The sequence below is a fragment of the Streptomyces sp. CA-106110 genome (assembly GCF_050936285.1).
In the GTDB taxonomy this organism is placed as follows: domain Bacteria; phylum Actinomycetota; class Actinomycetes; order Streptomycetales; family Streptomycetaceae; genus Streptomyces.
Genome location: NZ_JBNJNB010000001.1, coordinates 2,377,279 through 2,389,720 on the forward strand (window position 1 = coordinate 2,377,279; position 12,442 = coordinate 2,389,720).

The window sequence follows — 12,442 nt, forward strand, 5'->3', positions numbered from 1 at the left end:
CAGGCTCGCTGTCCGGGCCACCGAAGGATCATGCACGGGTCGGATGCCATTCGCGGGTCATGTCCCCTCATCCCGGCCGGCCGTGGGATCCCGCCTCGAGGGTTGCGCGAAGGATGGCCAGGGTTGAGGCGATGCGGGCCAGGTCGTCGGGGGGAACCGCCGCGGTCAGTGAGGTGAGCTCGCTTTCGACAATGGGGCGGGAAGCGGACAACTGCTTCTCACCCGCGGGTGTGAGGCGGAGGACGGACGAGCGGCGGTCCTGGGGGTGCGCGACCCGCAGGCACCAGCCCGCAGCCACCAGCCGGTCGACCGCCTTGCTGACGGCCCCCACGGTGATCGCCAGTTCGCCGACGATGTCGAGCACGCGGCACCCCGGCACGCGGTCGATGATCTCCAAAAACTCGAACTGTCCCAGCCCCAGCCCTTGTTCGGCGCGCAACCGGGCGCCCACCGCGTTGTAGAGCCGGGTCTCGACGCGGACCAGATCGGTGAAGATCTGGGTGATGTGGCTCACATTAGCTCCAGTAGATTCCCAGGAATCATCTTCCTTGGAATCCGGTTGGGGTCAGGCAGGTGGATTCCGAGGAATCCATCCTCGCACCCCGACCCGTGGAGGCCCCGCATGTCCCGACAGCAGCGCGACGCCCTGGACGCCATACTCCGTTCCGCCCCTCGCAGCAAGATACGACCCACTCCCGAGGAGCAGCGCAGTGGTTTCGCCGCGGCTGTCACCCGCCCCGCGCCGGAGGGCGTGGTCACCCGCAGGACCGTCCTGGGCGGGCGGCCGATACTGGAGCTGGAGCCAGCCGAAGCCTCCGGCCGCGGCCGACTGCTCTACCTGCACGGCGGCGGCTACGTCATCGGCTCACCGGACACCCACGCAGGGCTGGTCGGTGAACTGGCCCGCCGCGCCGGGCTGCGCGCGACGTCGGTGGATTACCGGCTGGCGCCCGAGGACCCATTCCCCGCGGCTGTCGACGACGGGCTCGCGGCCTACCGCGAGCTGCTGGCGTCGGGCACCGACCCGCGGGACCTCGTCATGGCCGGCGACTCCGCCGGTGGCGGATTGAGCATCGCCACGCTGCTCGCCGCCCGGGAGGCCGGGCTGCCGCAACCAGCCGCCGTGGTCGTCTTCTCCCCCTGGGCCGACCTCACCCTCGCTGGAGGAAGCATCCGTTCCAAGGAGAGCGCCGACCCCATTTTCGCAGAGGCCGACGTGCGCGCCTACGCCGACCTCTACGTCGGCGCAGGCGACAGGGCGCATCCCCTGGCCAGTCCGGTGTTCGCCGACCTCACCGGACTGCCCCCACTCCTCGTGCAGGTCGGGGCGAACGAGGTGCTCCTCGACGACGCGGTCCGGCTGGCCGGCCGCGCGGGCGCCGACGGCGTCGAGGTCACGCTCGAAGTCGGCCCCGGCCTCCCCCACGTCTTCCAACACCACTACGGCCGCCTCGACGAGGCGGACGCCGCACTCGACCGCGCCGCCCGCTTCCTCACCGCCCACCTGAGCGCCGGGCGCCCGGACGCCGACCATCTCGAACCGGTCCACTGACACCGACCCCGACGGCCTCCACGTGATGTCGGCGACGGCCGTAGGAGCACCATCGCCGACATCACAGGTTTGATTTCAGTAGCCGGACGAGGGTGAGGATGCAGACGCCGATGCCGATGGCGCGCCGTGTGTTGGCTCCGGCGGAGAGTCGGGCAACTCGCGGATGCCTGGGACCGGCGAAGGCAGCACCCAGACCAGGCATGTCACGGCCCCGGCTGTTGCGATCCACAGTGTCGGGCGTAGCCCGATGGCCGCGCCGAGCGCTCCTCCCGCGAGCGCGCCCAGTGGGCGCACGCCGTGAGTCAGGGTGCGGTAGGCGCCGTTGACGCGGGCGCGCAGGGCGTGGGGGATGAGGGCTGTCTGGAGTGATCCCAGCGAGATGTCGACGATCATCGCGCCCACGCAGGAACCGAATTCGGCGAGGAAGAGGAGGCTGAGGACGATGGGGTCTGGGCCGTCCGCGAGTGGTACGAGCAGCAACGGGACGGGGAAGGCCGCGAAACCGACGACGACGGCGGGCCCTATGCCGACGCGGCGCACGAGACGACCAGTGAGGAACGCACCGACCAGCCCGCCGATCGCACCGATGCCGAGGACCAGCCCGAGCATGCCTGCGCTGAGGCCGAGTTCGGTGGTGGCGTAGAGCACGAAGAGCGTGTGAAAAATGAAATTGAAGAACTGGACCGTTGCGGATGCGGCGAACGTGGCGCGCATGACGCGCGAGCGGAGGATCCACCGTAGGCCTGCGGTGAAGTGTCCTGTCGCGGGTGGCACGGCCGACGGTTCGGCGGGGGTTATGCGGGCCAGGCAGTAGGCGGAGGCCAGATAGGTCACCGCGTCAGCGAGAAGCGCGAGCGGCGCGGTGAACAACTGGACGAGGAGACCGCCGGCACTGGGGCCCGCGACGAAGGACATGGCGCGACTGCCGTTGACGAGGGAGTTGCCCTCGATATACCGCTCGGCGGGGATGAGCGAGACGAACAGGATGGTGTTGCAGACGTCGAAGAGGACGGTCAGCGCGCCGATCCCCAAGGCGATCGCGTAGAGCTGCGTGAAGGTGAGGGCGCCGAGGGCGTACGCGATGGGAACCGTCGCGATGAGCAGGGCCCGCGCGAGATCTGTGGCGATCATGACGCGGCGGCGGTGCGCTCTGCTGTCGGCCCAGGCACCCGCGGGAAGGGACAGGAGTAGAGCGGGCATGAGCTGGGCCGTGGCGAGCCAGCCCATCTGGGCGGCGTCGGCGTGGAGAGCAAGGACGGCGACGAGAGGGAGGGCGATCTGGGATATCTGGTCGCCGGCGAGGGAGATGCTCTGGGCGGTCCAGTAACGCCGGAAGGATCGTTTGCGCAGGAGGTCGGGGATGGCCGCGGATAAGCGGCCCGGCGCCGTCATCGCGGGCCATCCGTGCGGTCCGGAGCGATGGAAGCCTCTTCGTCGCCTGCGGGCCTCTGGGGCAAGGGAAAGGCGGCACGGACGATCTGGACGAGCCGCACGCCCTGGGGGCGGGCGGCCGGGTCGCTCTGCCGTTCCTCGTAGGGGTGCAGCAGACGGTCGAGTTTTTCGCCGAGGTCAATGAGCTCCTCTGCCGTCAGGTAGAGCACCTGGTCGCCGATGTGCTCGGCCTCCTGCCACTCGCGTGGCAGATCGTGGCGCTCTTCGATGGCGCGGGTCATCAGCTCGAAGTAGCGTTCGGCGACCGCAGTTTCCAGTGCCTTGCTGGCCTCTGCGACGGCAGGGTCGTCGGAGTAGTTGGGCCACTGAGTGAAGCGTGCGGTGGCCCGCCAGGGTTTCTCGCGGCCTTGGCCACCCGGTGCGACCTCGACCAGCCCGTACTTGGCGAGCATCCGCAGGTGGTACGAGCAACTGGCGACCGATTCGCCGGTCAGCTCGGCCGCGCGGGTCGCGGTGAAGGGGCCTTCGGTACGGAGCAAGCCGACGAGGCGCATGCGGGTGGGATGGGCGTAGGCGCGCAGAGCGCGGGGGTCGGTGAGCTGGGTTGTGCGGGCAGGGACTCCCGGGGACTCGTCCTTCTGACTGCTCGACATGTTGTAAAGGTATCTTTAGAAAGATTCCTTTACAAGGGTGTGCCGTTGCTGCTGCAGGACTTCACCGCTGCCGATCCATGCCGCACCGACCTCGCCGGAGTGGACCTGACGGGGGTTCTGTGGTCGCCGGCCAGTGCCCTCGCTGTCGACAGCCTCCGGCTGGCGCCGACTTGAACCCCCAAGCCGACGTGAACCCCCAAACGGAAGCGGAAGCCCGAGCCGGGGCCGCGGGTTGAGGGGCCGGCGGTTCGCCCCACCAGCCGCGCTACCGAGGTCACTCCGGCGCACCGCCTGACGCCGCGCCGACGGGCGTGCGGCCCGCGCGGCCCCCTCCAACCTGGGCTGGCTGAAGGGGTATTGACTTCCCTACGGGCATTAGGTTTTCTTAATGGCATGAGGGACGACCGGAGGCTTCGGCGGCGCAATGAGACCGTGCAGGAGATCCTCGACACCGCGATCGAGGTCATGGCGGAAGAGGGCGTGGCCGCGCTGAGCATGGCCGAGGTCGCTCGGCGAGTGGGGGTGCGTCCACCCTCGCTCTACCAGTACTTCCCGTCGAAGATGGCCATCTACGACGCTCTGTTCGAGCGAGGGACGCGTGAGTCGGTCGACATCCTGGAGCCGTACCGTGCCGGGCTCGCCGAGGATCCGCGGACTGCGATCACGGCGGGTCAACAGGCCGCCATCGCCTGGGCGATGGCCAATCCGGTGCTGGCGCAGCTGCTGTACTGGCGGCCGGTGCCCGGATTCGAACCGACCCCCCAGGCCTACGAGCCCGCAGTGCGGCAACTGGAGCTCCTGCGGGCAGTGCTTCAGGCGGCCGTGCACGCCGGACAACTGGCCCCCGCGGCGGCCGGCGACGAAGGTGTGGCCCTCTACACGGCCCTGATGTCCGGTGTGGTCAGCCAGCAACTGGCCAATGAACCCTCTGCGCAGGTCGAAGAAGGCCGCTTCAGCCGACTCACGCAGACGGCAGTGGACATGTTCTTCCGCTTCTACGCCCCAGAGGAGGGCGAGTCCGTTGACTCAGACCTTTGTTCAGGCCGCGCGCCTGCCGCAGACTGATCGCGACCAGTCAGCCGTGATCGCCGAGGCCGAAGGCCGGGCGGCTCTGGAAGTGCTCGAAAAGCTCGGCGACGACGACTGGCGGCGTCCCACCGACTGCGTGGAATGGGACATACGCACGCTGGTCTCCCATCTCGTCGCCCAGTGCGAGGACAACATCAGTCTGCGTACGATGCTGCGCCGGGAGATCACGGGAAGGCGACGCCACCACGGCAAGGGCCCGGTGGACGCCCATATGGCGGCGCAAATCGCGGACCACACTGCGGTACCGGGGCCGATACTGGTCGCGCAGTTCATGCGACTGTGGCCCCGTGCCGTACAGGCCCGCCGAAGCCGTCCCGGCCTGATGCGGCTCGCCAAGGTCGACACCGGCATGCCCGCGGCGCCGTGGATATCCGTCGGCTACCTGCTCGACACCATCTACAACCGCGACCTGTGGATGCATCGCATCGACCTGGCGCGGGCAACGGGACAGACCGTCACCGTGGGCGACCACGACGGGCAGATCGTCGAGCAGGTCGTCCGCGACCTGGCCCTGACGTGGCGCGAGGCACCCATCGCGCTGGAGCTCACCGGACCTGCCGGCGGTTCGTGGCTGATCGGCTCGGGCGAGCCGGTGGCGGTCGTCCGGGCGGACGCCCTGGCGTACATGCGTGCCCTGGCCGGTCGTGACCCCGAAGTGACGCTGGAACTGGTGTCCGGAGCCGAGTCCGCCCTCGCAGCCGCCCAACGGGCCAGAATTATGTTCTGACGTCCGGGTTCCGCGGGTGCTGCCCTTGCCGAAAGCCTCATCCGCCTTGGTGGGAGCCGGGGCGGCCGTCCACCCCCGCCTCCCATTTGCGCCGCAGCAGCACATAGTCGCTGAAAAGGTGCCTGCTCCGGTCGAGCAGTTCGCCCACCTCGGGGTCCCCACGCCGCATACCGGCCTGCGGATGCCAGCGCTGAACGGACTGTCCGGCCCAGGTACGCAGCTTGTCGTCCTGGTCCTCCAGCAGGCTGACCGCTGCTCGTAGCGCCACGATTCCGCCCTGCGCATCGAGGAGCCGGAATGCGGCAACCCGAGCGTGGCGAGGCCACTTGGGCCCGGTGCGTTCCAGCAGCCAGTCCGAGGCCAGTTCCTTCGCCGACGGCAGAAGGGCGAGGACGGTCTCACGCACGACCCCGGCGGCCGGGTCGTCGAGCAGCGGTCGCAACCGTTCCGCACTCCCGACATCCAGCGTGCGCAGCCCGGCCACCGCCCGGGCCCGCACCGCCGGGGCAGGGTGCGCCAGCAGCGGCCACAGCAGGTGGGCATCCGCGCGGCTTCCGCACTCGGCCAGCCCGATGACCGCACCGGGCGGCAGTTCGGGATCGTCGGATACCGCACACCGCAGCCGGTACCAGGCGGCGGGATCGCCCCCATGCTGTCGCACGACGTACCGGGCGCAGGCGCGCACCAGTGCGGACCGGTCGCTCAGAAACGCCTCGGCCGGCTCAGGCCGCCCCGCTCGCCGCAGCGCGGTGACGCCGGCGGAACGGGTACGCGGGTTGCGCGCGGTCAGCAGCGGTGCGAGCACCTCGTCGTCGGCGTCTCCCTCCGGTACGGACGCGAGCGCCGCCGTGGCGCACAGGTCCTGAACGACGCTGTCCTCATCCCGCGCGGCCGTGCGGGCCAGTTGGGCGGGCCGTAGGAGCTGGTGCTCGATGGCCAGCCGGTAGGCGAACCGTCGCACCATGCGGTCGCGGTCGGAGAAGAGGGCGGCGACCCGCCCACGAGGGTGCCGGCCGAGGACTTCCTCAAGGAGATCGACGCAGAAGGCACCTTTGTCGCGGCGACCCACGCGAAGGATCAACGACGCCAGGTCGACAGCGGCGTCGGGTTCGGCGTCCAGTGCCTCCCGCAGTACTTCGCGGGCACGTGCGCGCACAGGTTCGCCCCAGTCTGCGCAGCGGATCACGATCAGCGGCAGCAGGCTGGGGTAGTGCGCCACCTCGTACAGCGCCCTCTCGCGGATGCGCCCGTCACGGTTGCAGAGCGCGAGCACGAGCCGCGACTCGCCCAGCTGCGACAGATCGGCGGGCAGCGGCGCGGCGCGCTCCGGCATCAAGTCCGAGCGGAAGCAGGGCACTTCCCGGACTCCCGCGTCCAACGCGAGCCATTCGGCGGGGTCGGTGACGACCAGCGCACTCCGCAGTGGCGCACCGCCCGCGAGCCGCGCTGCCATCGCTGTCCCGTCTTTGACGTTCTCGTGCATGCCCCGCCCCGTTCCGCCCAGTCGTAGCAGGCGATCGTAGGGTGCAGGGTGCGCACAGGTCGCGCGAGATTTTGCGCAGGCCGCTCAGGGAGCGCCGAACACCGCTCCCGTGATGATCAGCCATGGTGAAACGATGCACCCACTTGGCGTTGTTCACCCCTGGGGTTGGCCGAGTCGATGACGCGCGCCGAATGGACATGATCGGTCGAGAGGTCCGCGTTACTGAGCCTCGGGACGAGCAGCGCCCGGTGGTCGAGGATGTGGTTGCCCCACAGCACCACCGTGCTGAAGGGGCCGGGCGGCGCGTCATGCGGCCGAAGCTGATGGCAGGCGTCCGCGATCTGGTCAGGTGCACGGCAGGTACCTGACCCGGCGCCGGTCCAGAAGATTCCGTGCCGGGGCGGCGCGCAGACAGGCCCCGAGCGCGACACAGATGGCGGCCGTGCCGTACGCCCACGCCTGGAGGGGGAAGCCGGGCAGCAGTGGGCCGCCGAGGTAGAGGACAGTGCCGGCGAGGGTGACGGTCAGCCACTCCCAGCGGCCGTCGAGCGCGACCAGGCCGACGACGAGCAGTGAGTACCAAGGGTAGTTGGGCGAGACCAGCAGCAGAGCGGTGCCGGTCAGCAACAGGGCGCCGCGCCAGGGGCGGGCCGGGTCGCCGCGCCGCCACACATACAGGGCCGTCAGGGCGAGCAGCACGCTGACGGTCACCCCCGCGGCGGCGTCCGGGAGCAGCAGCCGCAGCAGGGCGAAGCGGTGCACGTCTCCGGGTTCGTAGCCCTCCTCCTGGAGGTAACCCGGCAGGTAGCCCAGGACGCCCGCGCCGGAGGCGATGACGTAGGGCAGGTAGGCGAGCACGACTGCGGCGAGCGTGGCCGACACCACGCGCACCACGCGCGACGGGCTGCGCTCACCGGACAGAGCGCCCGGCAGCGCCAGAACGGGCAGCAGCTTCACGGCGATCGCGGCGCCGAGGAGTGCGCCGCGGCGGACCCCTGCGGTGGCGGTGCCGAGGGCGAGCACGGTCAGTAGGACACCGAGGGTGTCGATGTGCGCGTTGTTGACCGCTTCGAAGGGGACCGCCGGACACCACCCCCACAGGGCGGCGCGGGCCGGGGCCCGGCATGGGTCGCCGCGTCGGCGCAGAACGGCGAGGAGGGCGAGGGTGGTGCCGAACGCCAGGACGGCACCGCCTACTTGGAGAGGCTTGTGGCGGCCGTCCGGTGGTGAGAGGACGTGGACGCCGAAGAACCAGCCCTCGGCGACGGGCGGGTAGATGGTCGGGACGGTGGGGCGGTTGATGCGGACGCACAGGTCGCTGTCGGTACGGGTCAGTCCCCAGCCCCGGCAGGAACCTTCGGTGGGGAAGAGCCAGTCGTCGCGCAGCTCGGCGAGCGCGGGCGCGGCGGGCGGATGGGCGTACGGGGAGATCCCGGCGGCCTGGACGCGGCCGTCCCAGGCGTAGCGGTACATGTCGTTGCTGGTGCGGGGCGGCGCCGCGAGCGCGGCCATCGCCACGGCGGCCGTCCCGACCATGACCAGTACGGTCGCCGCGCGCGCCGGGACCTTGCGTACGGCCCACACGGAGGCGGCAAACAACGTCCAGGCGATGGCGTATCCGGCCAGCACGCGGCCGGCGTTGCTCTGGTTGTCGCCTGCGCGAACGGTGTCGAAGACGACGGCGGTGAGCGCGGCGATGAGGACCGCGGTGGCGATGGTGCGGATATGGGCCGTTGTGCGGTTCACCGGCTTTCTCCGAGGATGCCCCGGCCTTCAGGCCGGGGAGGAATCGGACTCCTGCGGAGCAGGGCAGGGACAGCCGGATCGCCGTCAGGGCGATCCGGCGTCCACCCCGCACGGCCGTGATGCCGCCCACAACGGTCAAGAACTCTCAACTGTCAGTCCTCCCAGGTAGGTTCGGATGCATGACGACAGAAGCGACCACGAAGGACACCGGGCATGCCCGGTACACCTTCCGTGTACGCCTGTCGAAGACAGCCCGGCGCGCACTCGAAGCCGAGTGGGATCGCTGCCGCTGGATCTGGAACGAATGCGTGGCCAAGTCCCGGCAGGCCCACGCGCAGAGCAGAGCGGGCGGCGAGAAGTTGACGTGTGGTCCGGCGCAGCTGGACAGGATGCTGACCGACGCCCGCGGGGTGATGCCGTGGCTGGCCGAGGGTGCCTCGGTGCCGCAGCAGCAGGTGATCCGGGACTTCGCCAAGTCGCGGGCGAAGGCGCTGAAGGACATCAAGGACGGGCTTGCGCAGCACCGCCGGGCCGGGATGCCCCGCTTCAAGCGCAAGCGGGAGGCCAGGCCGAGCCTCAACTACACCCGGCGCGGCTTCCGCCTCAAGGAGGGCCGCCTGCACCTTGCGGGCCAGATCGTGCTGAGCGTGGTGTGGTCGCGGGACCTTCCGGCCGACCCGTCGAGCGTGCGCGTGTACCAGGACACGCTCGGACATTGGTACGCCTCCTTCGTCGCCCCGGCCCAGGTCGAGCCGCTTGTGGAGACCGGCCACGTCCTGGGCGTGGACTGGGGTGTGAAGGAGACCGCGACCACCACCGATGACGCCTACGACCTTCCGCATGCCGAACACGGCAAGCGGTCCGCTCAGCGGCTCGCGAAGTACCAGCGGATGATGGCCCGGCGCCGGCGACCGAAAGGACAGCGTGCATCCACCGGCTACCGGAAGGCGCAGGCACAGGCCGCGAAGCTGCACAGGAAGATCGCGCGGCAGCGTGAGGACACCGGCCGCAAGTGGGCCAAGGCCGTCATGCGCGATCATGACGGAGTGGCGGTGGAGGACTTCCGCCCGAAGTTCCTCGCGAAGACCACCATGGCCCGCAAGGCGGCCGACGCGGCCATCGCGGCGACGAAGCGTGCCCTGATCGAGATGGGCCGCAAGCACGCACGGGACGTCCGTCTGGTGCACCCGGCGCACACCACGATGGACTGCGCAACGTGCGGGGCGAGAACCAAGCACGCACTCCCTCTCTCGATGAGAACGTATGCCTGCACCGTGTGCGGAGCCGTGTCCCCCAGGGACAAGAACTCCGCCCGCGTGATGCTGGTCCGGGCAGGTTGGAACCCGGACGGTGTCGAGGGCGTAAGACCACCTGAGCCGCTGGACCAAGAGCCGGCCTGAGCCGTGAATCCCACGCAGCCCTGGAGGGTGGAGAATCCCCTCCCTTCAGGGAGGGGAGCCTTCAAAGGTGCTGCGGGCTGACGGGACATCGGCTGGGGGGACTGATGGTGTGGGGCGGTTGTGTCGCTCATGGGTGTTCGGGCCTTCCGTCGGCCGTGGGGTGCTTGTCGCGATGTCCGGGCTACGAGCGGTGCAGTTCCACGAACGGGCGGCCCTCGGCCGTCCATCGGCCCGCCTGGATCCACCCCGTGGCGTCGGCGGCAGTCATCAGGGCGTCGGTGCCGACACGGGCCCAGGGGAAGGGGCCGCCGTACCGGCCGAGGTCGTCCTCGACCCGGACGGTGAGGCGCTCGTCCACGTCGTGCGGCGCGGCCTCTGCCAGCAGGCGCCCGCCGGGCGCGACCACGGTGCGAAGGCGGGTGAGGAGGGCGCCCGGGTCGCCGCCGATGCCGACGTTGCCGTCCATCAACAGGACGGTGCTCCAGCGGCCTTCCCCCGGCAGGCGGTCGAAGACGGACCGGCGCACGGCGGCACCCCCGCCCTGTCGGGTCCGGGCCACCGCGGCCGGGCTGACGTCCACGCCGAGCGCCCGCAGGCCTCGGGCGGCAAGGGCGGTCACCAGGCGTCCCGGTCCGCAGCCGACGTCGAGAACGGGGCCGGTGCAACGGTGCAGGACGGCCGTGTCGGCGGCGTCGGGTGCAGCGCACCAGCGCTCGACTTCCAGGGGCAGCAACTCCCCCTCTTCTCCGGCGCCGTCCGGACGGGCCGGTGCCGGTAGGCGGCGCAAGAAGAGCGGGCCGCGGCCGGTGCGCAGGGCGTCGGCATAGGGGTCGTCCGTCCACGGTTCGCCCGGCTCCGCTGGACCTGGCCGATCGGCTGTTTGCGTACGCCTGTTGAGCTGGGCGGGCCACACCACCGCGGGTTGTGGACGCCGTGGGGCAGCAGTCCGCGTCGTCCGCTCGGTGAGGGCAGGGTCCGGGCCGCTCACCGACCGTTCTCCGCAAGCAAGTTCAGCGTGTCGGCGAAGCGCGAGCCGGGCGGGCAGCAGGCGGCGACCACAACGGCGTCGGCGGCTGTGTCCACATCGCACAGCACCGGCAGATCGCCGACTCGCAGCCCCGCCTGGACGAGTCGGCTCCGCTGCGTCGCCCCGGTGCGGTCGGTGGACATCGGCACGCCCCGTACGAGGGTCGCGGCCCGCCCCGGGTCGGCGAAACCCAGCGCCCAGAACCCACCGTCCGCGGCCGGACCGAACCAGGCGTCGTGGCCGTCGCGTCCGGCAACCGCGAGAAGATCCACGGTCAGTTGGGGTGTGTCCATGCCGACCAGGAGGGCTGGTCCTCGGTCGCAGTGGGCGAAGGCGGCCGCGATCCGTTCGTCCAGGCCGCCGGCCTTCTGGGGCACGATGTCGAAGCCGGGCGGCAGCCAGGGACCGGGGGCACCGTCGAGGACGAGGACACGCCGCCGGGCGGGGGCCTGAAGCACCGTGTGCAGGGTGTCGGCGAGGGCGGCCTTCGCGAGAGCGGCCGCCTCGTCAGGCGTATAGGGCGGAGTGAGCCGCGTCTTGACCCGCCCCGGGACCGGTTCCTTGGCGATGACCAGGAGAGTGGCCGACCCGGCGGCCGGGTGCCGGGCGCTCATCGTCCGGTTCCCCAGGTGGTCGCCGCGGACACCGGGGCGGCGGTGGGCCGTTCGTCGAGGACGGCCCGCATGTCCCGTACCGCGTGCCAGGTTCCGCGCCAGGTGCCGGTGACCTTCGAGCGGCCCGTGCGCGGCCGGTAGGGCACATCCGTCTCCGCCACCCGCCAGCCGGCGTAGGCGGCGCGGACCACCATCTGCAGCGGGTAGCCGGAGCGCTGGTCGGTCAGGTCCAGGGCGAGCAGAGGCCCACGGCGGGCGGCACGCATGGGGCCGAGGTCGTGCAGCCGCAGTCCGGTGCGCCGTCGGATCAGGCGGGCCAGCTCCAGGTTGGCCACGCGGGCGTGCAGCGGCCAGGCGCGGCGTGTGACGGGCCTGCGGCGGCCCAGTACCAGGTCGGCGGAGCCGTCGAGGACAGGCCCCGCGACGGTGGGCAGCAGCCCGGGGTCGAGGGAGGCGTCGCAGTCGCAGAAGCAGACGACGTCGGCCGTGGCGGCCGTCAGGCCCGCGTGGCAGGCGGCGCCGAAGCCGCGGCGCGGCTCATGGACCACATGCGCCCCGAGGGACCGGGCGATCTCCGCGGAGCCGTCGGTGGAGCCGTTGTCGACGACGATCGCGCGCCAGCCCGGCGGGATGCGGTCCAGCACCCACGGCAGGGCCTCGGCCTCGTCGAGGCAGGGAAGCACCACGTCCACGGAAGCGGGCGAAGAGGGGGATGTCTCGATCACCCCACTCACCCTACGAGGACGAAACCGACAAAAG

The 12,442-nt window shown here is 70.9% G+C and carries 12 protein-coding genes; 4 read left to right on the forward strand and 8 right to left on the reverse strand.

What is annotated here, in order from left to right; translation table 11 throughout:
* Positions 1 to 67: 67 nt before the first annotated feature.
* Positions 68 to 514: a MarR family winged helix-turn-helix transcriptional regulator gene (locus ACQEXA_RS10985; RefSeq protein ID WP_433129569.1), complete on the reverse strand. Its 447-nt coding sequence runs from the start codon at positions 512 to 514 to the stop codon at positions 68 to 70.
* A gap of 108 nt (positions 515 to 622) precedes the next feature.
* Here ACQEXA_RS10985 and ACQEXA_RS10990 point away from each other — a divergent pair, with 108 nt between their 5' ends.
* Positions 623 to 1,552: an alpha/beta hydrolase gene (locus ACQEXA_RS10990; protein ID WP_432935052.1), complete on the forward strand. Its 930-nt coding sequence runs from the start codon at positions 623 to 625 to the stop codon at positions 1,550 to 1,552.
* A 75-nt stretch (positions 1,553 to 1,627) separates the two neighbouring features.
* On the opposite strand, the gene ACQEXA_RS10995 is transcribed toward ACQEXA_RS10990, so the two are convergent.
* Complete coding sequence (locus ACQEXA_RS10995; protein WP_433129571.1) at positions 1,628 to 2,944, reverse strand: MFS transporter; 1,317 nt, start codon at positions 2,942 to 2,944, stop codon at positions 1,628 to 1,630.
* Positions 2,941 to 3,597 carry a winged helix-turn-helix domain-containing protein gene (locus tag ACQEXA_RS11000; RefSeq protein ID WP_432935050.1) on the reverse strand — a complete coding sequence of 219 codons (657 nt, stop codon included), beginning with the start codon at positions 3,595 to 3,597 and terminating at the stop codon, positions 2,941 to 2,943. The genes ACQEXA_RS10995 and ACQEXA_RS11000 overlap by 4 nt, the downstream gene beginning before the upstream one ends.
* Positions 3,598 to 3,990: 393 nt before the next feature.
* On the opposite strand from ACQEXA_RS11000, the gene ACQEXA_RS11005 reads away from it, so the two are divergent.
* Together ACQEXA_RS11005 and ACQEXA_RS11010 are read left to right on the forward strand one after the other, a co-directional pair.
* Positions 3,991 to 4,662: a TetR/AcrR family transcriptional regulator gene (locus tag ACQEXA_RS11005; RefSeq protein ID WP_432935049.1), complete on the forward strand. Its 672-nt coding sequence runs from the start codon at positions 3,991 to 3,993 to the stop codon at positions 4,660 to 4,662.
* Entirely contained in the window at positions 4,619 to 5,413 is a 795-nt protein-coding gene (locus ACQEXA_RS11010) for a maleylpyruvate isomerase family mycothiol-dependent enzyme (RefSeq protein WP_432935048.1), read from the forward strand. Before ACQEXA_RS11005 ends, ACQEXA_RS11010 begins: the two co-directional genes overlap by 44 nt.
* A 37-nt stretch (positions 5,414 to 5,450) precedes the next feature.
* On the opposite strand, the gene ACQEXA_RS11015 is transcribed toward ACQEXA_RS11010, so the two are convergent.
* Together ACQEXA_RS11015 and ACQEXA_RS11020 are read right to left on the reverse strand one after the other, a co-directional pair.
* The gene (locus ACQEXA_RS11015; RefSeq protein ID WP_432935047.1) at positions 5,451 to 6,896 is read right to left on the reverse strand and encodes a hypothetical protein; all 1,446 of its coding nucleotides are present in this window, start codon (positions 6,894 to 6,896) and stop codon (positions 5,451 to 5,453) included.
* A gap of 345 nt (positions 6,897 to 7,241) precedes the next feature.
* Positions 7,242 to 8,642: a glycosyltransferase family 87 protein gene (locus tag ACQEXA_RS11020; protein ID WP_433129573.1), complete on the reverse strand. Its 1,401-nt coding sequence runs from the start codon at positions 8,640 to 8,642 to the stop codon at positions 7,242 to 7,244.
* Between the two features lie 179 nt (positions 8,643 to 8,821).
* Here ACQEXA_RS11020 and ACQEXA_RS11025 point away from each other — a divergent pair, with 179 nt between their 5' ends.
* Complete coding sequence (locus ACQEXA_RS11025) at positions 8,822 to 10,042, forward strand: RNA-guided endonuclease InsQ/TnpB family protein (RefSeq protein ID WP_433129575.1); 1,221 nt, start codon at positions 8,822 to 8,824, stop codon at positions 10,040 to 10,042.
* 181 nt (positions 10,043 to 10,223) lie between these two features.
* Here the strand turns inward: ACQEXA_RS11025 and ACQEXA_RS11030 are convergent, their stop codons facing one another.
* From ACQEXA_RS11030 to ACQEXA_RS11040, 3 genes are all read right to left on the reverse strand, one after another.
* The gene (locus tag ACQEXA_RS11030) at positions 10,224 to 10,775 is read right to left on the reverse strand and encodes a class I SAM-dependent methyltransferase (RefSeq protein ID WP_432935044.1); all 552 of its coding nucleotides are present in this window, start codon (positions 10,773 to 10,775) and stop codon (positions 10,224 to 10,226) included.
* A gap of 251 nt (positions 10,776 to 11,026) precedes the next feature.
* Positions 11,027 to 11,683: a TIGR04282 family arsenosugar biosynthesis glycosyltransferase gene (locus tag ACQEXA_RS11035; protein ID WP_432935043.1), complete on the reverse strand. Its 657-nt coding sequence runs from the start codon at positions 11,681 to 11,683 to the stop codon at positions 11,027 to 11,029.
* Positions 11,680 to 12,408 carry a glycosyltransferase family 2 protein gene (locus ACQEXA_RS11040; protein ID WP_432935042.1) on the reverse strand — a complete coding sequence of 243 codons (729 nt, stop codon included), beginning with the start codon at positions 12,406 to 12,408 and terminating at the stop codon, positions 11,680 to 11,682. The genes ACQEXA_RS11035 and ACQEXA_RS11040 overlap by 4 nt, the downstream gene beginning before the upstream one ends.
* Positions 12,409 to 12,442: the final 34 nt, after the last annotated feature.